This window comes from Kribbella sp. NPDC051137 (genome assembly GCF_040682535.1).
Classification (GTDB): domain Bacteria; phylum Actinomycetota; class Actinomycetes; order Propionibacteriales; family Kribbellaceae; genus Kribbella; species Kribbella karoonensis.
In genome coordinates this window covers 960,459-981,745 of the sequence record NZ_JBFBBI010000004.1, presented here as the reverse complement: position 1 = coordinate 981,745, position 21,287 = coordinate 960,459, and the positions used below count along the sequence as shown (strand labels likewise).

Annotated in this window: 18 protein-coding genes; 11 read left to right on the top strand and 7 right to left on the bottom strand. The window is 69.2% G+C overall.

Annotation, left to right across the window (positions count from 1 at the left end; genetic code table 11):
• The first annotated feature begins 1 nt into the window (after position 1).
• From AB0M51_RS25795 to AB0M51_RS25780, 4 genes are read left to right on the top strand one after another with little or no spacing between them, the layout of a single operon-like run.
• Complete coding sequence (locus tag AB0M51_RS25795; RefSeq protein ID WP_344187034.1) at positions 2-646, top strand: hypothetical protein; 645 nt, start codon at positions 2-4, stop codon at positions 644-646.
• Positions 646-2,115, top strand: a complete 1,470-nt coding sequence (locus AB0M51_RS25790) for a proton-conducting transporter membrane subunit (RefSeq protein WP_344187032.1) — start codon at positions 646-648, stop codon at positions 2,113-2,115. Before AB0M51_RS25795 ends, AB0M51_RS25790 begins: the two co-directional genes overlap by 1 nt.
• A 41-nt stretch (positions 2,116-2,156) precedes the next feature.
• Positions 2,157-3,620, top strand: a complete 1,464-nt coding sequence (locus AB0M51_RS25785; RefSeq protein WP_344187030.1) for an NADH-quinone oxidoreductase subunit C — start codon at positions 2,157-2,159, stop codon at positions 3,618-3,620.
• 20 nt (positions 3,621-3,640) lie between these two features.
• Entirely contained in the window at positions 3,641-3,904 is a 264-nt protein-coding gene (locus AB0M51_RS25780; protein ID WP_344187028.1) for a hypothetical protein, read from the top strand.
• Here AB0M51_RS25780 and AB0M51_RS25775 read toward each other — a convergent pair.
• The gene (locus AB0M51_RS25775) at positions 3,882-4,829 is read right to left on the bottom strand and encodes a LysR substrate-binding domain-containing protein (protein WP_344187026.1); all 948 of its coding nucleotides are present in this window, start codon (positions 4,827-4,829) and stop codon (positions 3,882-3,884) included. The genes AB0M51_RS25780 and AB0M51_RS25775 overlap by 23 nt on opposite strands.
• Positions 4,830-4,901: 72 nt before the next feature.
• Between AB0M51_RS25775 and AB0M51_RS25770 the strand changes: the two genes are divergently transcribed.
• Together AB0M51_RS25770 and AB0M51_RS25765 are read left to right on the top strand one after the other, a co-directional pair.
• The gene (locus AB0M51_RS25770; RefSeq protein WP_344187024.1) at positions 4,902-5,270 is read left to right on the top strand and encodes a hypothetical protein; all 369 of its coding nucleotides are present in this window, start codon (positions 4,902-4,904) and stop codon (positions 5,268-5,270) included.
• Positions 5,263-6,810 (top strand): multicopper oxidase family protein, encoded by a 1,548-nt coding sequence (locus AB0M51_RS25765; RefSeq protein WP_344187022.1) that lies wholly within the window; start codon positions 5,263-5,265, stop codon positions 6,808-6,810. The genes AB0M51_RS25770 and AB0M51_RS25765 overlap by 8 nt, the downstream gene beginning before the upstream one ends.
• Here AB0M51_RS25765 and AB0M51_RS25760 read toward each other — a convergent pair whose 3' ends face one another.
• The 3 genes from AB0M51_RS25760 to AB0M51_RS25750 are packed head-to-tail and all read right to left on the bottom strand — an operon-like array spanning position 6,811 to position 9,887.
• Complete coding sequence (locus AB0M51_RS25760) at positions 6,811-8,406, bottom strand: DUF4139 domain-containing protein (protein WP_344187020.1); 1,596 nt, start codon at positions 8,404-8,406, stop codon at positions 6,811-6,813.
• 9 nt (positions 8,407-8,415) lie between these two features.
• A complete protein-coding gene (locus AB0M51_RS25755) occupies positions 8,416-8,928 on the bottom strand; it encodes a hypothetical protein (protein ID WP_363750762.1) in 513 nt (170 codons plus the stop codon).
• 41 nt (positions 8,929-8,969) lie between these two features.
• Positions 8,970-9,887 (bottom strand): LLM class flavin-dependent oxidoreductase, encoded by a 918-nt coding sequence (locus AB0M51_RS25750; RefSeq protein ID WP_363750760.1) that lies wholly within the window; start codon positions 9,885-9,887, stop codon positions 8,970-8,972.
• A 161-nt stretch (positions 9,888-10,048) separates the two neighbouring features.
• Between AB0M51_RS25750 and AB0M51_RS25745 the strand changes: the two genes are divergently transcribed.
• The 3 genes from AB0M51_RS25745 (at position 10,049) to AB0M51_RS25735 (ending at position 13,796) form a co-directional block, all read left to right on the top strand.
• Positions 10,049-12,304, top strand: a complete 2,256-nt coding sequence (locus AB0M51_RS25745) for a DUF222 domain-containing protein (protein ID WP_363750758.1) — start codon at positions 10,049-10,051, stop codon at positions 12,302-12,304.
• Between the two features lie 173 nt (positions 12,305-12,477).
• On the top strand, positions 12,478-12,645 hold the full coding sequence (locus AB0M51_RS25740) for a hypothetical protein (protein WP_363750756.1): 168 nt from the start codon (positions 12,478-12,480) through the stop codon (positions 12,643-12,645).
• Positions 12,646-13,295: 650 nt separating this feature from the next.
• Positions 13,296-13,796, top strand: a complete 501-nt coding sequence (locus tag AB0M51_RS25735) for a hypothetical protein (RefSeq protein ID WP_344194599.1) — start codon at positions 13,296-13,298, stop codon at positions 13,794-13,796.
• Positions 13,797-13,839: 43 nt separating this feature from the next.
• Here the strand turns inward: AB0M51_RS25735 and AB0M51_RS25730 are convergent, their stop codons facing one another.
• Entirely contained in the window at positions 13,840-14,784 is a 945-nt protein-coding gene (locus AB0M51_RS25730; protein WP_344194601.1) for a hypothetical protein, read from the bottom strand.
• 205 nt (positions 14,785-14,989) lie between these two features.
• On the opposite strand from AB0M51_RS25730, the gene AB0M51_RS25725 reads away from it, so the two are divergent.
• Positions 14,990-16,051: a LacI family DNA-binding transcriptional regulator gene (locus AB0M51_RS25725; RefSeq protein WP_344194603.1), complete on the top strand. Its 1,062-nt coding sequence runs from the start codon at positions 14,990-14,992 to the stop codon at positions 16,049-16,051.
• Positions 16,048-19,419 (top strand): sugar-binding protein, encoded by a 3,372-nt coding sequence (locus AB0M51_RS25720; protein ID WP_344194605.1) that lies wholly within the window; start codon positions 16,048-16,050, stop codon positions 19,417-19,419. The genes AB0M51_RS25725 and AB0M51_RS25720 overlap by 4 nt, the downstream gene beginning before the upstream one ends.
• 48 nt (positions 19,420-19,467) lie before the next feature.
• On the opposite strand, the gene AB0M51_RS25715 is transcribed toward AB0M51_RS25720, so the two are convergent.
• On the bottom strand, positions 19,468-20,649 hold the full coding sequence (locus AB0M51_RS25715) for an MFS transporter (RefSeq protein WP_344194607.1): 1,182 nt from the start codon (positions 20,647-20,649) through the stop codon (positions 19,468-19,470).
• Positions 20,646-21,287, bottom strand: a complete 642-nt coding sequence (locus AB0M51_RS25710; RefSeq protein WP_344194609.1) for a GntR family transcriptional regulator — start codon at positions 21,285-21,287, stop codon at positions 20,646-20,648. Before AB0M51_RS25710 ends, AB0M51_RS25715 begins: the two co-directional genes overlap by 4 nt.

Below are 21,287 nucleotides of genomic sequence, written 5' to 3'. Positions count from 1 at the left end.
GATGACCCAATGGCTCTACCTGATCTGCGGCGGCCTGTTGCTGTCGACGGTGCTTGTCCTGTGGCGGCGGGAGTTCACCGCGATCGTGCGCCTGCTCGTACTGCAGGGCGTGCTGCTCGGCGCGCTCGCCGGGACACTCGCGGTACGGCTCGACAGCCTGGAGCTCGCCGTGGTCGCGGTCGGCGTACTGGTGCTGAAGGCTGTTGTGGTACCGGGGATTCTGCGGCGGGTGCTGCGGGACAGCGGTGAGGCGCGGGAGACCGAGCCGCTGGTCAACGTGACTGCGTCGATCGTTGCTGCCGCCTTGTTGACGCTGCTCGCGTACGCCGCGAGCCGGCCGATCGTGCGGTTGTCGCCGACGGCCGAGACGCACGCCGTACCGGTCGGGCTGGCGATGGTGCTGATCGGGTTCTTCGTGCTGGTCACGCGGCGGCGGGCGTTGTCGCAGATCGTCGGGTTCCTGGTGCTGGACAACGGGATCGCGACGACTGCGTTCCTGATCACGGGCGGTGTTCCCGGAGTGGTCGAGCTGGCCGTGTCGCTCGACGTACTGCTGGTGGTTCTCGTGCTGCAGGTGCTGACCGCGCGGCTGCGGGCCGCCTTCGGCGGGACGGACATCGACGAACTGCAGGAGTTGCACGACTGATGGACGTCCTCTCGGTGGCGTTGCCGATCGTCGCGCCGGTGCTCGCCGCGGGCGCGGCGCTGGCGATGGGATGGCGCCGTTCGGTCGCGGTCGGGGCGATCGTTGCGTCCGCGGTGGTGCTGGTGGTCGGCGTCGGTACGGCGGTGTCGACCGCGGACGGTGGTGCGGTCGAAGCCGGGAGCTGGTTCCGGATCGATGCGCTGTCGGCGGTGCTGCTGATCGTGATCGGTGCCGTCGGGGTGATCGCGACGTGCTGCGGTCTCGGGTACGTCGAGGACGAGTTGGCGGCCGGGCACACCGACGCGGCCGGGGCGCGGCGGTACGGCGTACTCGTGCCGCTGTTCCTCGCGGCGATGGTGCTGGCCGTGGTGGCGAACAACCTCGGGGTGCTGTGGGCCGCGATCGAGGCGACGACGATCGTGACCGCGTTCCTGGTCGGGCACCGCGGATCGCGGCGGTCGCTGGAGGCGACCTGGAAGTACGTCGTGATCTGCTCGGTGGGGATCGCGCTGGCGTATCTCGGGACGGTGCTGGTGAACTACGCGGCGAAGCAGGCCGGGGTCGCGGCGCACGGAACGCTCGACTGGACGGTGCTGGCGGCGCACTCGGGGGAGCTGGACCAGGGGGTGATGCGGCTGGCGTTCGGGCTGCTGGTGCTCGGGTTCGGGACGAAGGCCGGGCTGATCCCGATGCACAGTTGGCTTCCCGATGCGCACAGTCAGGCGCCGGCGCCGGTGTCCGCGCTGATGTCAGGGGTGCTGCTGCCGGTGGCGGTCTACGGACTGGCTCGCTACCGCGTGATCGCGATCGACTCCGCGGGGCCTGGTTTCGTGCGGGTGCTTCTGCTCACGGTCGCCCTGGCGTCACTCTTGTTGGCCGCTGGTCTGCTGCTCGCCCAGCGCGACTACAAACGTCTGCTTGCCTACTCGAGCATCGAACACATGTCGTTGGCCGTCATCGGCCTGGCGATCGGTACGCCGCTGGCGGTGGCCGCCACCCTTCTCCACATCGTCGGCCACGGCCTCACCAAGTCCGTCCTGTTCTGCACGGCCGGCGAGATCCTCAACCGCGAACGCACCACCCGGATCGCGTCCGTCCAGGCTCTCTTCACCCGTGCCCCACTCCTCGCCGGCCTCTTCGCCGCCGGCTTGGTCGCCCTCCTCGGCCTTCCACCTTTCAGCCTCTTCGCCAGCGAACTCTCCCTCCTCCGAGCCGGCCTGAACGCCCACCTCCTGTGGCCGATGGCCGCAGTTCTCCTGCTCCTCCTGATCGCTTTCACCGCGATAACTGTCAAAACCACCGGTCTCCTTCTCGGAACAAGTGGCACCACGACCGCCTCAGCCGGGCTGCGGGTGAGCGTGGTCGTGCCGCTGGTGGTGGGGTTGGTTTTGGTCGGGGTCTTGGGGGTTGTTGGGTGGCCATTGGGGCGGTTGCTGGATGTTGCCGGGACGATTGTGGGGGTTCGATGAGTGTGGATGTGCGGACCTACCGGAATCGGCGGCAAGTGGGCGTGAGTGCGGCTGGGCTGGGGGAGCGGGCCGCGGGGTTGCTGGAGGACGGGTATCGGTTGGCGTTGGTGTCGGGGCAGGACGACGGGGACGTGTTCCGCGTCGTGTACCTGTTCGTGGCCGCGCAGCCGGATCGGCGGGTGGAGTTGGTGTTGACGGTCGGGCGAGACGCGCCGCGGATACCGAGTCTCGCGGGGCTGTCGTTCCCGGCGGGGCGGTTCGAGCGGGAACTGCGCGACCTGTTCGGGATCGAGGCGATCGACCACCCGCTGCCCCGGCGTCTCGTACTCCACCAGCACTGGCCGCAGGACTGGTACCCGCTGCGCCGCGACGCCGGGGACCCGCCTGGGTTCGGCGACATCGACGAGCCGTATCCGTTCCTGACCGTCGACGGCACCGGCGTGTACGAGATCCCGGTCGGGCCGATCCACGCCGGCCTGATCGAGCCCGGGCACTTCCGGTTCTCGGTGGTCGGTGAGACCATCCTGAAGCTCAAGGCCCGACTGTGGTTCGTCCACAAAGGCATCGAGAAACTTGCCGAGGGCAAACTCCTGGCCGACGTCCTCCCGCTCACCGAACGCATCTCCGGCGATACCTCCGTCGGCCACGCGCTCGCGTTCTGCCTGGCGGTCGAGGAGGCGCGTGACTGGGTGGTCCCACCCGAGGCGCAGACCGTCCGCGCCGTACTCCTCGAACTCGAACGCCTCTACAACCACGTCACCGACATCGGTGCCCTGTGCAACGACGTTGGCTACGGAATCGCCAACGCCCAGGCGCAACGCATCCGTGAACAGCTGCTCCGCCTGAACCAGGCAACCACCGGCCACCGCCTGCTCCGCGGCTCCGTCGCTCCCGGCGGCGTCCACGTCCGCAGCCTGCCCACGCCCGACGTCCTCCCCGGGATCGCCGCCGACATCCAGGAGGTCGTCGACATCGCACTCGCGAACAGCGTGGTCCGCGACCGGATGACCGGCACCGCGATCCTGACGCCGGACCAGGCCCGCGACATCGGCACCCTCGGGTACGTCGCCCGCGCCAGCGAGCTGGACCGCGACGCGCGCCGCGACCACCCGTTCAGCCCGCTGACCGCCGACGTACGACCGGCCGCGCACACCGGCGGCGACGTACTGGCCCGGCTGCTCACCCGCCTGGACGAGATCCACGCCTCCGTGGCCCTGATCGCCGAACTCCTGGCCACCCGCCCGCCGCTGAGCGCCGAGACCGCCAAGCCCGGTTGGCTCGCCGCCGGGCGCTCGTCCGGCGTCGGACTGGTCGAGGGCTGGCGCGGTACGATCGCGCACCGGATCGAGTTCGACCCCGACGGCACCGTGGCCCGGTTGAAGATCGTCGACCCCTCGTTCGTGAACTGGCCCGCGCTCCCGGTCGCTCTGGCGGACACGATCGTGCCGGACTTCCCCCTGACCAACAAGAGCTTCAACCTCTCCTACGCTGGGAACGACCTGTGAAACGCCGTCAGCCCAAACCGATGAAGATCGAGACCGTCCAGAAGTGGGTCGCGTCGGTCATCCTGTTCCACGTCGGCAGTGTCCCGGCGGTGTCACTCGCCGTGTACAGCATCGGCTTCGCCGAGCACGACCGTGGCCGGGGGATCGGCCTGTGGCTGATGTCCGGCGTGATCGGCCTTGCCACGATCGCCGGCATGCGACTCATCCACCGGCGCAACCCGCTGTCGTTCTGGTTGATCTTCGGCATCCTCCCGACCGTGATCACCGGCTTCTGGATGTTCTGACGCTCTTGCGAACGCCGGCAGGCCGTGGCCGGGCTTCTCCTGGCCCTGGAGGTGTCCACGGCCAACTCGTGATTGCCTCGCGCAGCAAGCGGGCGGCTGTCGACGGAGTGGTGTCCGCGCTCCAGAGCAGCGACAGGGTACGGCGGCACTCCGGGTGGTCGACCGGGATCGCGGCGACCGGGTAGTCGGGGATCGTCCGCCGGGCGAAGTCCGGGTTGAAGCCGATGCCGAGGCCGGAGCGGATCAGTTCCTGGATCGCGGCGGCCTCGTCGCTCTCGCAGACGATCCGGGGTGTCAGCCCGGTCTCCGCGAACAGCCGGTCGAGCAGCCGGCGCTGCCATTGACCCTTGCGCGCGATCACGAACGGTTCGTCGGCCAGATCCTCGACCTTGAGCGACTCGCGTTTCGCGAAGCGGTGACGCAGGTGCGTCACGACGAGCACCGGTTCGTCGAGCAGCACGGCTGACTCGAGCCCGGCGCTCGGGATCGGCTGGGAGGCCACGCAGAGGTCGACGTCCTGGGCGCGCAGCCGGCGCGGCATCTCGTCGGCCGGTAGCTGCTGCAGCTCGATCTCGATCGTCGGGTGCTCGCGCTTGAAGGCGGCGATCGGCTCGGTCAGCGCGAGGAAGGTCTCGGCCGCGAGCCGGACGCTGCCCGCTCCCTGCGCGGTGGCCTCGGCGACGGCGCGTCGCCCGGCGTCGAGCTCGCCGAGCGCGCGTTCGACGTACCCGCGGAAGAGGGCGCCGGCCGGGTTCAGCCGGAGGCGGTTCGTGCGGTCGAACAACGGCGTACCGAGTTCGCTCTCCAGGCGGGCGATCGTCCGGCTCAGGGACGGCTGGGCGACATGCAGCTCGTCGGCCGCCCGGCTCAGGTGTTCGAGGCGAGCGACGACGACGAACTGGCGGAGCGTGGTGAGGTCCGTCATGCGGTTCCTGTCATAACGAGATAGCGATATTGGTCTTGGACGCTCATAACGTCGGAATCATAGTGTCGAAGCATGATCAGTGGGTGGGTGTTGCGCGGCCTCGTCACAGCGCATCTGGTGGCGGTCTTCGGGCAGCCGGTGTTCGCCGGCGTCTATCTGAGCGGCGATTTCGACGGGCTGCGGATGCATGCGACGGGTGCGAACGTCGCGACGTCGATCGGCTACCTGCAGGTGATCGCCGCCGTCGTGGTGTGGGTGCGACTGCGTCAGGTATGGCCGTTCATGGCGTCGTTGGGTCTGGTGGTCGCGGAGACCGCGCAGTACGTCGCGGGGCAGGACGGGGCGCTCTGGTTGCACATCCCGCTCGGCGTGGCGACGATCGCGGCCGTGGCGATGATGTTCGTCGCGATCTGGCGGCAGCCGGTGGTCGGCCATGCGTGAGCGGCTGGGGCGTCGTCAGTTGCTGGGGATCGGGGGAGCGCTCGGTGTGGTCGCGGCCGGCGGGTTGTCGAGCGCTGCGGCGCTGTCGCGGCGTCCGGCGATGACGGGTGCGGTGTTGCGCAGCGCCGTACCGCTGCCGCCGGCGTACCAGGAGCCGCTGCCCGTTCCGCGCGTGCTGTCGGGGGCCGATCGGTACGACATCGTGCAACGGGTGGTGGACAAGGAGATCCTGCCCGGTCTGCGGACGCGGTTGTGGACCTATGACGGGACGTTCCCGGGGCCGACGATCGAGTCGCGGCGTGGACGTCCGATCACGGTTGCCCACCGCAACGAGTTGCCGGTGCCGTCGGTGGTGCACCTGCACGGCGGCCGGACGCCGCCCGCGTCCGACGGGTATCCGACCGACCTCGTGATCCCGGCGGGGTGGAACGACATGGGTCACGGGATGCACGATCCGCGCGCGGTGACGAGCCAGATCAGCCGGGTGTATACGTATCCACTCGATCAGCGGCCGACGATGCTCTGGTACCACGACCACCGGATGGATTTCACCGCACCGGCCGTGTGGCGCGGGCTCGCCGGGATGCACATCGTCCGCGACGATGCCGAGGACGCGCTCGGCCTGCCGTCCGGGGCGTACGAACTGCCGCTGATGATCACGGACCGGGCCTTCGCCGCGGACGGATCGTTGGACTACCCCTCGATCGATCCGTCGCTGATGATGCGGCCGGGAGTGAAGGAGGCTTATGTCGCAGGCGTTCTCGGCGACGTGGTGCTGGTCAACGGCGCGCCCTGGCCGGTGCGCGAGGTCGACGCGGTCCGCTACCGGTTGCGGATCCTGAACGCCTCGAACGCCAGGCATTACGACCTCGAAGCAGTCCTCGACGACGGGCGCCGCCTCGACCTGGTACAGATCGGCGCCGACCAAGGACTGCTCCGCGCGCCGGTCACCCACCGGAACCTACCGATCGCCCCGGCCGAGCGGTACGACGTGATCCTCGACTTCGGCCGGGTCCCGGTCGGCAGCCGGATACGGATCGTGAACCGGCTGGGCTCCGGGCGGACCCGGGACGTGCTGGCGTTCCACGTCGTACGGAAGGCGGCCGATCCGAGCCGGATCCCGGACACGCTGTCCGACGACCTGCCGGAGTGGAAGAGGTCGGACGCCGTACGGGTGCGCGACTTCTCGTTCCGGGCCGGGCAGATGGGAGACGGTCATGGGTGGCTGATCGGCGGGCAGCCGTTCGCGCCGGACCGGACCGACGTCACGACCCGGCTCGGCGACGTGGAGGTCTGGCGGCTGGTCGCGGACGTCCATCATCCCGTCCACCTACATCTGGTCGGGTTCCGCATCCTGTCGCGCGGCGGCCGCGATCCGCTGCCGCACGACGCCGGGCTGAAGGACACCGTGTCGCTCCGGCCGGGGGAGTCGGCCGAGCTCATCACGCGCTTCGACGGCTACCGCGGCCGGTACCTCTTCCACTGCCACAACGCCGAACACGAGGACATGGGCATGATGGCGAACCTCGAGATCACCTGATCATTCACGCCAGCCGTTCAGCTCCAGGGCCTTGGCGGTGTCGACGCGGAAGCCGAGTCTGACGACGGACTCGGCGCCCGGCGCGAGGTCGAGCTTCCAGGTGAGGACGCCGAGGTCGGTCGTCTCGGACGGTTGCGGGTCGGCGGTGATCGGCTTGACGGTGATCTCGTGGTCGCGGGCCACCGGCAGCTGGTCGAGGACCGTGATCTTTGCCTGCCGGGGCGTGTGGTTCTCGATGCGCGTCTCGTAGTCGACCTGCCGGCGGCGCGTCGAGCCGAGCGTCGCCTTGGACGCTTCCCGGCGTACCAGCTTCCGCTCGACGCGGATGCGGTCGTCGAGGCCGAGCGCCAGTTCGACGTCCTCACCCGGCGCCCACAGCGGGAGTGCCGCGGAGCCGACGAAGTCTGCCTCATGGAAGACGGCGGCCTTGCCGGCCGGCAGCGTGTGCTCGGACGAGTTCACCACCGTCGCTCGGAGATGGACGTCGGTGGAGCGGACCGGTGCAGTGATGTAGTCCAGCTCGGCGTCGAGGTCGAACGCGGCGATGGTCGCACGGTGCAACGCGCCGTCGGCGGGTACGGCGACCGGCCGCGGCGGCGTGTACGTCGCCGCGGTCACGCCCTGCTCGACGGCCGCGGTGACGTCCGCAAACGCACTTGACTGCTCGTGCACCGTCCCCAGGACTCCGTCCGCATCGGAGGCTGCCCTGTCGCGGCGATCAGCTTGCATGGCGAAGCTCGCGGCCCCCCGAGCGCCCGGCGCAGCGGCCACCGGCACCGGCGGCTGGAAGCGGTCGAGGTACCACGGGTCCAGCTCGGGCACCTTCGCCGTCACCGTCGGCCTCGCGGTCGACAGGGTCAGGTCACACTCCGGCCAGTCCTCACCCGTGTACTGCGAGATCATCCCGTACCAGGTCAACGTCAGCCGATCGCCCTGCAGCCGGACGTCGTACGAGCTGCTCCACCCGGCCAGCGGAACGACGTACGACAGCTCGATCTCCACCTCGGCCTCAGCCGCCACCTCCAGCCCGACGGCGGCCGCCTGACGGTCCGGGACGCGCTGCTCGCGTAGTGCCGTGAGTCGACGGTCGATTGCTCCGAACCGCTGCTCGGCCTCACGGCGCTGGGCGGCCAGCTCCCGGCGTTTCGCCCGTACGGCGGCCAGCCGGTCGGCGAGCGACTCCGTGAACCCGCCGAGCTCCGCGTCCGATTCACCCGACGCCAGCGCCCGCGCGAAGCTCCCACCCGCTCGTTTCGCCAGCTGCGCGAGGAACGTGTCCAGCTGCTGCTGTACGTCGTCCGCGTCGGCCAGCGCGGCGACCGCGTCCTGCGCCTCGTACCACGACCGCTCGGCCTCCGCGACGGTCTCGTCCGGCGCCTGAGGATGATGCCGCCTCACCACGTCCACCCCGAGGACGGTCGCAGGACCATGCCCGGAGACCCGCACGCTGTCACTCTCCAACTCCAGCGGCAGCGGCCCGACGTACACGGTCCGATCCCCGCCCGGCACCGTGATCACACCGCGCCGGGTGACCCGTGCCCGCTGCGGATAAACGGTCACGGCAACGATCGGCGCGTCCAGCACGAGTTCGCTCATACGGCGAGATTAGCCCCGCGGCGAGGTCTCCGGCTTGTCCTTCGGATCGCGACGCGGGAGACCCATTCGGTGACGTTCGCCATCGTGGTCGCGAGTGCGTGACGCGGCGTCCGGCTCCAGACCGGGGGCCTTCAGATACACGGTGCCGCCGCAGGTGGCGGAGACCTGCCCGAGGTGGGCCGCGAACTGGTTGTCCGCGGGGGTGAGGATCCGCCAGTCACCCGTACCGGTCCTCGCGTCCTCCGCATCGACGGTTGGCCAGGTCCTCGCGGGCAGCCAGCCGGGATTCCCGCGAAGGCGGTCACCGTGGTCGCGGACACGCTGATCGTCATCGTCCCGTCGACCTGCGACAGCTTCACGCCGTACACCGGGATCCCGAGCCGGGCGCCGGCCGTTACGTGGATCGGCGCCTCCAGATCGTGTGCCGCCACTGACGCTCAGCGTGCCGTTGACCGACGTGACCCGGCCGGCACTGCCGGCCGGGATCGCCATCGTGATCTCCCGGATCGTGCCGGCCTTCACTCGACAGGTGAGCGTGCCCGTCCCCGTTCGCGCAGGAATTCCTACTGTGCAAGGAGTTTCAGCTGGTTTCGGTACTCACCGAGTCCGGTGGTCGCGAGCCGGCAGATCAGGTGGCGGGCGCCGGCGTCGGCGTACGACTGGAGGTACTCCGCGACGTACGAGCGAGGACCGGCGATGACTGCCTGGATCTGGCGGAGGTTGTCGAGGTCCAAGCCGTAGTTCGTGCGGGCGTACGCGCGTAGGCGTTCCTCGCCAGCGGCGACGGTGTCGGTGACGGCGACCGAGACGAAGAGCGCGGGGGTGACCTCGCGGCCGGATTCCCGGATGGTCTTCAGCCCGGCGGCGTAGTCGTCGGCGCGCGGCGGATAGGGGAGCCAGCCGTCGTACAGCCGGCCCGTCCGTTCGAGCGCCGCCGGTGTCGAGCCGCCCAGCCAGATCGGCGGGCCGCCTGGCGTGTGCGGGCGGACGGTCGGCGGTACGTCGTCGAGCCGCAGTACGTCGCCGTGGAACGTCACGGGCCCGTCGGCGCTCCACATCCGCCGCCACAGCGCGACTGTCTCGTCCAGTCGCGCGAATCGCCGCTCCCAGGGCACCTCCGACCACCGATGCAGCGGTCGCCCGAACCGTCCCGGGAAGCCCGCGCCGACGCCGACCACGAGCCGCCCGCCGGACAGCACGTCCAGCGACGCGAGGCTGTGCGCCGCGTTCACCGGGCGGCGCGTCACGGGCATTAACGTCGCCGTACCGACGGTCACCCGCTCAGTCCGCGCGGCGGCAGCGGTGAGTACGGTCAGCGCCTCGATCCGCGGCGTCAGGATCGAGTCGTTCGCCCAGACGGAGTCGTACCCGAGGGCTTCCGCCTCGACCGCGAGGTCGACCGCTTCTCGCGGGTCGTCGCCGGTCTCCCACTGCGTTTGCACGGTCGGCAGCAGTACGCCGACCTTCGCGTTCACGTCCATACCGGAGATCGTCGCGGCCTCCGGCCAGGCCGGCAATTCCCCTCTGGGAATAGTGTATCGCGGATCCACCGTCGGCTGATGTGAGATTTTCCCTTGTGGACAAGGGGATTCGAGCACTTTCCGATTTGGCCGAGCAGCGCCGATGCCGTAAGATCGAATACATGTTCGATACTGATCTGGAGGTGCTGACGACCCGCGACCTGCTGGAGCGGGCCGCCGGCTGTCGCGCGATCGCGAACCGGTCCGACGCCGACCTGCTCGCCTGTGCCCAGATCTATGCGGACCGCTTCCACCCGTCCGTCTGTGGGCCCCGGCCGTCCCGGCGCCCGTGCGACGGCCGCGAACGCGCCGTGGTCCTGGGCGGCGACGACTGCCCGGAGATCGCGGAGTTCGCGATCGCCGAGTTCGCGGTCGTGATCGGTGTGTCGCCCGGCGTCGGCCGTGACCTGATCGCCGACGCCCTCGCCCTGCGCCACCGCTTCCCCCGGACCTGGGCCCGGATCCTGGCCGGCGAAGCCACCCCGTGGAAGGCACGCCAGATCGTGCGAGCCTGCACCAAACTCGACCACCCGGCCGCCGAGTACGTCGACCGCCAAGTCGCCGCCCTGGTGGACTCGATCTCCCCCTACCGCCTGGACAAGATCGTCCAGGCCGCGAAGAAGCACGCCGACCCGCAACGCGCCACCGACGAGGCCGCGGAGGCTGCCGACGAGCGCGGCGTATTCGTCGGCCGCGGTGACCAGCACGGCAACAAGACCATCTACATCAAGGCGGCAGCCGCTGCCGTCGACCGCCACGACGCGACCATCAGCGACATCGCGGAAGCCCTGAAAATCCTCGGAGACACCCGCCCTGTCCAGCACCGCCGGGCCCACGCCGTCGAAATCCTCGCCGACCCCCGCTTCACCCAAGAACTCCTCACCCAAGCCCACAACACCCCCCAGCCCCCGCCGCCCACCACCGCAAACGCCAAACCCACGCCACCCACCAACCCCACACAATCCACCGAGCCAAACAAGCCCACCCAGTCCAGCGGATCCTGCGAGTGCGCGAAGTCCACCGAGCCGAAGGGGTCCAGCGGGTCCACGGAGTCCACGGAGTCCACCGAGTCGAAGGAGTTCACGGCGTCCAGCGAGTCCAGCGAGTCCGGCGGGTCCACGGAGTCCACCGAGTCGAAGGAGTCCACGGCGTCCAACAAGTCCGGCGAGTCCGGCGAGTCCGGCGAGTCCGGCGAGTCCGGCGAGTCCGGCGAGTCCAGCGAGTCCGGCGGGTCCACGGAGTCCACCGAGTCGAAGGAGTCCACGGCGTCCAACAAGTCCGGCGAGTCCAGCGGGTCCACGGAGTCCAGCGAGTCCGGCGGGTCCACGGAGTCGAAGGAGTCCACGGCGTCCAACAAGTCCGGCGAGTCCAGCGGGTCCACGGAGTCCAGCGAGTCCGGCGGGTCCAAGGAGTCCATCGAGTCGAAGGAGTCCACGGAGTCCGCCGACTCCTGCGAGTGTGCGAAGTCCACCGAGTCGACCGAGTCCGCGGTGCCGAAGGAGCCCACGGAGTCGACCGACTCCACCGCCGAGCTGGTCGCCGGTCCCGGTGTGGCTGCCTTCACCCGCAGCCGGGACATAGCTGATGTCCTGGAGCCGACAGGCCCACCGGACGATCCCTGGCTGGAGGCAGCGGCGCCCCTCGACCCCGAACCAGTTGCCGACCCCTACGACACCAGGACCTCAACGCCGGACCTGCACCCGCACACTCATCCCCACCCCGAACCCGCGCAGGACCCGCCGATGGACGCCGCCGCCCTGAAGCTACTCAACGCCCGCCTCTCCCAGATCAAACACGACGCCCACACGAACCCGCCCCCCTCAAGCCCTGGCGCCGAACCGAGCCCCCGACGCAAGGCACACCTGCGCCCCGGAAAGACCGAGGTGGTCGTGCACCTCACCGACCACACCCTCGCCACCGGCGCCGGCGTCCTACGCGCCGAAGCGATCGGCCCTCTCCTCGCCGCCCAACTCACCGAACTCGTCGGCCACGGCCCTTACACCGTCACGCCAGTCATCGACCTCAACGACGCCATCAGCGTCAACGCCTACGAAATCCCCACCCGGATCCGCGAGCGAGTCAAGCTCACGCACCCGGTCGAGCTCTTCCCGTACGGCACCCGCGAAACCACCAACACCATCGATCTCGACCACATCCAGCCCTACGACCCGCACGGTCCCACCGGACAAACCAGCACCACGAACCTGGCACCCCTCGGACGCTTCGGTCACCGAGTAAAGACCCATGCCAGCGGGTGGACCGTACGCCGCATCGACTACAAAACACTCGAATGGCGAACGCCCCACGGCTTCACGTTCCAGGTAGACCCGACCGGCACGCACCGAGTCCCATCGGACCCACGGCAAACACGCACCTGATTGCCGAGCGGCATCGTCCGGCAACAGACACGCCCACCTCGCATCGCCGACAGCGCCCGCCGCGCAAGCGTGCGAACACCTGAACCGCCCGCTACGCCGCCCAGACTGAAGCAGGCCCAGAGAATCGACCATCACGCCCGTCACGCCCGGTGCTCCGGCACATCACCCCGGACATGACCACCAGGGCAGTCGCCTTCGTACCACTCACGCTGCCGCGGCACACGAAGTACGGCCCGGCGGCCCATGCCTGCATCGTGATGCTCGACGGCGCGCGGAGGTTGTACGCGATGACGTTGCGCGGAAACTGCGAGGTGACGTTGCCCGGGAAAGGTGCGCGATGACGTCGCGCGAGAGGTGCCGGCGAGGGCGTGCGGGGACTGCGTGCGGGAGGTGCATGGTGACGTCGCGCGGGACGTGCGCGGGAGGGTGCGCTGCGAGGGCATGCGGGACGGTGCGCGGGAGGGCGTGCGGGGACTGCATGCGGGAGGTGCGCGGTGAACGTCGCGCGTGAGGGTGTGCGGGGACCGCGTGCAGGACGTGCGCGGGAGGGGTGTGCGGTGAGGGTGTGCGGGGATGTGGCGCGCGGGGTGTGCGGGGCGGTGCTGGGTCTTGCGCGGGAGGGTGTGCGGTGGGTTGTGGGGAGGGTGTGCTGGGACGGCGGTCGGGGATGTTGCGTGTGGGTGGTGTGTGGGGAGTGGGCTCGCGGGCGGGACTGGACGGGGGCTGACGGGGGGCGGGTTACGGGGGGCTGACGGAGGGTGGTGGTGAAGGCCGGGTGATGAAGTCGGGGTGGGATGTGGGGTGGGGGCTGCTTGGTGTGGTGGGTTCGTCGTCGGGGGTGGTAGCCCACGTCGGGGCCGTCGTGGTGACGAAGGGGCGCGGCCGTCGGATCCTTGTCGTTGGGTGCGACTGACCGCTGGCCCTTGGTGGAGCTGGAGATCCTTGTGTTGCACGGAGGAAAGTGTCGGTGGGCGGCCTCACACTTGGGTGTATGAACGATCCGCTCAGTCGTTTCATCGTCTGGTCGCTGACGTTGTTTGCGCTGCTCCTCGCGGGGGCGGCTGCGCTCGGGACGTCGCAGACCTGGGCGCTGCGGCACCGGTCGTACGGGCCCTCGACGGTGTCGAAGGCGGAGGTTGTCAGTGTGCAGCCGCAGGCGGGCGCGCCGCCGGTGGTCATGGTCATGGGGCCAAGCGGTTCGGAGGTCAAGGTCAACGGGACCGAGGACCTGAATCAGCCGTATCCGTTGGAAGGTGACTACATCGAGGTGGTCTTCCTCCGCTCGGGAAGCGCGGTCATCCCGGCCGCCGGGCGGCGCGATCAGACCTACAATGCGACGATCCTGATCGCGGGGATCTGGCTGGGATGGTGTGTGGTGATCGGGGGCAGCGTGCTGGCGGGACGCTATCTGCGCGCGACCGTCAGGTCATGGCGCCCGCCGCAACGGGCAGTGCGCCCGGGCGTCCGGAGCCGGCAGCCCAGGCGAGACTGACTGCGCGGCAGGGATACGATCGCGGTACCAGCAAACGGTTGTGTCAGGCGGCCGTAGGTACTGCTCCGAGCTCATCCAGGGCATCGACGAGTGGGGCGACGTCGTGGAGATGAAACTCTCCGCGGCTGTAGTCGGTCACCTGGTACCAGCTGTCGCCGATGACGTAGTAGACGTGTGGGCTGACAGCGCCGGGGCTGATGTTGAAGAGCTTCGCGGCATACGCGGCGAGCATGGCCAATGCCTCAACTGCGGTTGCGTCTTGCAGCACGTGTACGAGCATCTTGTCGCGGGACGGCACGGCCACGAGACAGCCGGATGAAGGATCGTCGATGTGCAGCGAGTCGCGCAGCACCGTGTCGAAGACCAGCGCTCGGGACGCTGTGAACATGCCGCCCGTCAGAACGCTGAACTCGGCACCGCCGAGCTTGAGGGTCTCGACCTCGTCGTGGAGACGACGGAGATTCGCCAGGCCGATCCGGGTGGCTTCCGGCAAGGACACTCCCAGCCTGTCGACGTCGAAGTACATTGCGACGGCGCGTCCTGCGTAGAGAGCTGGCACTGTAACCAAGCCAGGCACGAACTCAGGTGCGTCGCGGACCATGTCGGGGTCATGCACGGCCGCGCAAACGAGTCTGAGGTAGAGCTGGTTCTCCAGGTCGTCCGGTGGGGGCAATAGTCGGTCGGGCGTTGGCATCTGGTCGAAATGATCGCTGACCTCCGCGTGCCACTGTTGCCGCGGGAGGCCGGCAACTTTGAGTGCGAGGTTCCCCAGGCCTGCGGTGCAACTGTCGGCGGTCCGTCCGGTGGCGGGCACGAGGGACCCGGCGCCGTCGTACCGCATGGTGAACCCGCGCTTCGCGGTTGCTGCTTCCGCGAGTCGCACCAGCCGCGCGGCTTGCGCAACGGTGAGCGGCTTGAGTACAGCATCCGGCTGCTGATCGTCCTGTGCCTGGCGTCGGCCAGGCCGGCGAATGTTTCTGATGGTCATCGAGACCTCCTGTCGCCCAAGAACGTACGGCGATGGAGGCGTGGTCGGCGGATGATCTTGCGGATCTGTGGAAAACGCGGTTTCACGGCGCGCGGGCAGCGTGGAGCGTTAAAACGGGAGGAGCAGACTGACCTCTTGACGGCGCAGCTTCTGACTCAGTAGCTTGCAGGCAGTTCTTTTAACGTTAATATCCTGGAGTACGCCGATGCAGCCAACCAGCCGCGGGCCGGCCCCGCACGGCCATGTCACGCTCGTCCAGGTGGCGCAGCGTGCGGGGGTGTCGGCGCAGTCGGTGTCGAACGCGCTGAACAACCCGGACAGGGTCGCGCCGGAGACGCGGAAGCGGATCCTGGCCGCGGTCGAGGAACTCGGGTACGAGCCGAACCTGTCCGCCCGCGCGCTCCGGAACCGGAGCTCGTCGCTGATCGCGTTCAAGATGCGCCCCGCCCGCCCTGACAAGGCATCGATGCTGATGGACGATTTCCTGTACGTCCTGAACGCGTCCGCCGTCGACGCCGGGTACCACCTGATCCTGTGTCACGCCGAGGGCGGGCAGGCCGGCGAGATCAAGGCGTACCGCGACCTGCTGAAGAAGACCTCGATCGACGCGTTCATCCTCGCCGAGACGCACCGCAACGACGACCGGGTGGCGGCACTGCGCTCCTGGGGTGTGCCGTTCGCCGCGTTCGGCAGGTCCTGGGACGGCGACGAGGAGATGGCCTGGGTCGACGTGGACGGCCGCGCCGGTACCCGCGCCGCGACCGCGCACGTCGCCGCCCAGGGGCACACCCAGATCGGGTACATCGGCTGGCCTGCCGAGTCCGAGCTCGGCGAGGACCGCCGCGCCGGCTGGCTGGACGCCTGCCGGGAACGCAGTCTGGACACCGACCTGCAGGCAGCCGTCGTCGACTCGCTCGAGAACGGCCGTCAGGCCGCGCACCGGATGCTCGACGCTGCCCGTCCCGCGACCGCCCTCGTCTGCGCGTCGGACACCCTCGCGCTCGGCGTCATGCGGGCCCTGCACGAACGAGGCCTGCGCCCCGGCGCCGACGTCGCGATCACCGGGTACGACGACTCGCCGACCGCCGCGCTGGTGAGCCCGGGGCTGACCACGCTCCGGCAGCCGATCGACGAGGTCGGGCGGCAGCTGATCCACACCGTCGACAACCTGATGGCCGGCGACCCCCGGACACCGCAACATGTCCTGCTCGAACCCGAACTGATCGTCCGCGACTCCAGCCTGCCAGGCCGAAGGGACACAAGATGAGGCACCGAACCAGACTGCTCTCGGCGCTCACCGCCGGGGCTCTCGTGGTGACCGCACTGATCAACACATCATCCGCACCAGCCGCCACGCCGCCCGCCGACCCGTTCGTGGTCAACGTCGAGAATCTCCCCAGCGGCCGCGGAGTGGCCGGCGCGATGGACCTCCCGTCGTACGGCGACCTCGACTGGGTGCACGTGACCGGTGCCTCGATCGACCGGAAAGCCGGCGGACAAACGCTCGCGGTCGACGACCTCAACCCCGCCGGCGGCCGGACGACGCTCGACGACAGCCCGGTCGCCTTCGGCTGGCCCGGGGCGACCGGCGTCACGACGGGTGGCGTCTTCAACTACGACACCACCACCGTCGGCGACGCGACCGCGCACGACGCCGGGTACCGGATCACCGTGCCGGCCGCCGACTCGCCACGACGCCTGGTGTTCGTGGGTGGGATCTGGCAGGCCACCGGCTCCGTGACGGTTGCCTCCAGCAACGGCAGCTACACGACGCCGATCACCGCGGGCGGTACGGCGGCCGTGAAGCGGTTCACGGTGACGATCCGTCCGGGGGAGGGCGTCGTCGTCACCGGCCGGTACGCGAGCAAGCTCCAGGCGGCCGGGAACCTCTCATTGTCTGCAGCAGGATTGTCGACAATCTCCACCTTCTCCGCCACTGCGGCGCCGGTCTCGATGAACCTGACCGCGGAAGGTACGTCGGACTGGATGCACCTCGACGGAGCGACGATCAACCGGCGCGTCGGGCAGTCGCAGCTCGGGATCACGAACCGCCAGACCGGTGGCACGATCGGCGCGCAGAACGACAACGCGGTCAGCTACTCGTGGACGAACGGTACGCCGACCGCGTCGCAGGCAGGCACGCATCAAGGCGGGATCTTCTTCGCCGACGGTGCCAGCACCGGCGTGGATCTGACCGACCCGTACGGGTACGACCTCACGGTGCCGGCTGCTGCTGAGCCGCGGACGCTGCGGTTCGTGACGGGCGTCTGGCGGGCCGCGGCGACGATCTCGGTGTACCTGAACGGTGCGGCGGATCCGGTGTCGGTGAACACGGACCTGGTGAGTTCGGATCCGTCGGTGACCAAGTCGTTCGAGCTGAACCTCGCGGCCGGTGACTCGGCCCGGATCAGCGCGCAGGTGACCCGCAAAACGCATGCCTCCGGCAACGTGACGCTCGCCGGCGTGGCGCTGGCCGACACCTCCGCGGCAGGCTACCGGCAGCTGACGCAGAACGTCCTGGACGAGGCCGCGACGGCCGACGTGTACGCCGCGAGCGAGTCGGCGCAAACCCAACTGGACAACGAGATCGCGGCCGCTCGTGCCACGCTCGGCAACAGCTCGGCGTCGCGGGACGATCTGCGGCTCGCGTACCTGCTGGTCAAGGCGGCGTACGACGAGGCTCTGTCGTCAGCGGCGAACGCGCAGTACACCTACGTCACGAACCCGGGGCTGACCTCGTCGTTCGGGTGGGAGGGTGACCTGAACGCGCCGATCGCCTTCATCGACGGCAGCTACCGGCTGCGGAGCCGGGGCGACGCGATGATCACGTTCGGCGTACCGAACATCCCGGGCAAGATCAAGTGGTCGAACGCCGAGGGCTACCTGCCGGCGTTCGTCAGCGAGTACGCGAAGGACGGCCTGCGGATCAAGGTCGAGAACTTCGCCGACCTGGCCGTTGTCAGCGGCAACCGCTTCGAGATCGCGTACTCGCGGATGACGGTCACCAACACGACCCAGCAGGAGACGAAACTCCCGCGGGTCTCGAACCTGTTGACCCCGCTCAACTCCGCGCCGTCGACGATCACCGCCGGGCAGACGGTCGTCCGGGACTACGCGGTGGCCGCGGACCGGTTCGACGGGACGTACGAGTGGCCGACCACCGGCCAGCTGACCCAGCTCGGAGGGTTCGACCAGCACTACCAGCACATGCGGCAGTACTGGAACGACCGCCTGTCCAAGATCGCGAACCTCACGAACCTCCCGGACAAGCGGCTGATCAACGCCTACAAGGCGGGTTACATCTACACGCTGATCATCCGCGACGACATCAACGGCACCAAGGAGCTGCACGTCGGCGAGAACGGGTACGACGAGATGTTCGACCACGACACGATCGGCATCGTGTCGACGTTGCTCACGGTCGGCGACTTCACCTATGCGAAGGACTACCTGACGTCGCTGCCGGCGCAGCTGCAGTACGACGACGCGAAGTGGAAGTACTCCTGGCCGTACGCCCTCTACCTGCAGCGCACCGGCGACAAGGACTTCATCCGCGAGCGCTTCGAGACGATCAAGAAGAACACGCACACGATCGAGACCGACCGGATCGACGACGGCAAGGGCATCATCAAGGCCACCAACGCGATCGACTCGCACGGCTACTGGACGATCGACAACTGGGCGGCGCTGACCGGCCTCACGACGTACCGCTATCTCGCCACCGCCCTGGGGGAGACCGGCGAGGCGGCGTGGGCGAAGGCGCAGTACGACGACCTGTTGCGCGTGGCAACGGACCGGATCAACCAGACGATGGCGCAGTACAACCTCGACTACCTCCCGATCTCGATGGTCGAGCCGAACGAGACCGGCCCGCGGAAGGATCCGCGGGACGCGAACTGGGCGTCGATGTTCCTGTTCGGCCGGTGGGCGTGGGACGGGTACCTGTTCGGCGCCGAGCAGACCGGGACGATGTTCACCAAGATCGACGACACGTACACGCACGGGTTCGACCGGCGGAAGGACATCTCGGACACGATCTACAACTTCGGCGGGTACCCGCACGGGTACTTCTCGAGCGCGTACAACGCCGGGTACGGAAGCGCGGCGCTGCGCGGTGAGCAGTACCGCGACCTGGGGATCAAGGCGTACCAGTTCATGATCGACAAGAGCCAGGGCGGGCCGTTCGGCTGGTGGGAGGGCGTCGACTACCCGAGTGCGACCTCGCCGTGGGACATCGACCACGCGGCCGGCGGCGGCGGTTCGAACCAGCACATGTGGGGCCAGTCGACGGCGACCAAGGTGCTGTTCGACTCGCTGATCGCGGAGAAGTCGGACGGGTCCGTGATCGTCGGCCGCGGCGTACCGGACGAGTGGCTGCGCGGCAACGGCGAGAAGATCGGGCTGCAGAACTACCCGGTGAGCGGCGGCCGGCTCGGCTACCAGTTGTCGGTGGCCGGCAAGACGGTCACGATCCGGTTCACCGGCAAAGCACCGGCGGCCAGCATCGAGCTGCCGGGCCTGCGCAACAACATCGCGAACGTCTCGGTCAGCTCGACGATCGATCAGTCCGCCGGCACGATCAAGGTCCCGCGAGGCACCACCCAGGTGACCATCGTCCTGAAGCACACCCTGTAGCCCGCGTGCGCCCGGTCGGGACCCGCTCCCGGGCCCCGACCGGGCCTGTCAGGAAGCTTTGCGTGACCAGCCTGTGGAACACACGAGCGTGCAGGCGAGACAGGTCAGTGCGACGCCGGTCAGCATCGCGGGCAACGCGAACCAGTGGCCGAGGAACGCCAGCACGGCGGGGAGCAGGAAGCCGACGTACGCGAGCGCGTAGTACACACCAGTCAGCCCGCTGAGCTCTTCCGGACTCGCCATCCGCTGCACCTCGAGCAGTCCCGAGACGACTGCGATGCCGTACGCCGCACCGAGCACCAGCGCGACCGGTACCGCGAGCCAGGGACGACGTACGACGGCGGTCAACGCCGCGAGTGCCATCCCCAGCGTCATCAGGCCCATCGAGACGACGACCGCGCGGGCCGTGGACAGGTCGTCGAGGCGGCGAGCGATCGGCTGCACGAGGACGCCGGTGACGAGGGTGGCGACGGTCAGCGCGGCCGTGAACAGCAGGGCCCAGCGTCCGAGAGAAGCGTCGACGACCTGCGGGATGATCGCGTACGCGACACCGGCCGATCCGAAGATCCACGGCGCCATCGGCAGTACGACGTGCAGGAAACGGCGATGGACCCGGAGCCGGACACGCCGCGTGTGCTCGCGCCGGGTCTCGACCGATCCGGTGACGACGAGCCAGATCGCGGGCAGGCACAGCGCGAGATGGACCACGTACGGCCAGACAAGCGCGGGGGCGGTCCACTGCGCGAGGAGCCCCGCCGATGCGGGTCCGGCCGCGAAACCGGTGGTCAGCAGGATCGCCGAACGACGTGCGCCGGCGCCCGGGACGGACAACTCGGTGACCCACGCCGTGCCGACGGCCATCGCGATGCCGACCGCGATCCCGGACAGCGCGCGACCGGCGAAGAGCGCGGGATAGCCGGCGATGTCGCCCAGGGCAAGCAGTGCGCTGCCGAGGAAAGACGCGGCGAGTCCGATCAGCATCAACGGGCGGCGGCCGTACCGGTCGGAGAGTCTCGAAGCGATCAGCAGGCCGGGGACCAGGCCGACGACGTACGCGCCGAGGAAGACGTCGACGTCGAGTTGGGAGAACCCGCCGTGCGCGCGGTACACCATCAGCAACGGCGTGAACTGGTTGCCGCCCCACCCGATCACGAGCATCGCGAGACCGACCGGCCGCCAGGCTCGGCTCAGCTCGCGGGCCGGAGCCTGGTCGAGGGTCGTCGCGGTCACAGGGCGCCGCCGAGCAGCGCCGAATGGGTCGCGCTCAGGTGTGCCGCGAGCGCCTGGTCGAAGCCGTCCGCGTCGCCGGTGTCGACGAGATCGGCCAGGTTGCGGTGCTCGGCGACCAGCGTGGTCAGATGCTCGGTCCGGGTACCGATCGAGTTCAGCGCCATCCGTCGCTGCCGATCCGCGAGCGTCGCGTAGAACCGGATCGACAACGCGTTCCCGCTCGCCTGCACGATCGCGCTGTGGAACTGCTCGTCCGCCACGACGAACCCGGGTACGTCGCCCGCACCCGCCAGCGCCTGCTGTGCGTCGAGCAGCCGTACGAGCGTGTCACGCAATGCGGAGCGGTCCGACCCGGCAAGCCGTCGGACGGCGGCACTCTCCAGGGCGCGGCGTACCTCGAGGACGTCGGTGGCCTCGCCCGGGCCGACCGGAACGACGACTGCGCCGCGGCGGGGGACCAGCCGGAGGAGGCCCTCGGCCTGCAGGCGCAGGAACGCCTCGTGGACCGGCGTGCGGCTGATGCCGAGCGGGGTGCCGACCTCGACCTCGCTCAGCAGTTCCCCACCGCGGACCTCGCCGGTGAGGATGCCTTCCTTCAACGCCAGGTACGCGCGCTCGGCGGCGGCAATCTCGGTCAC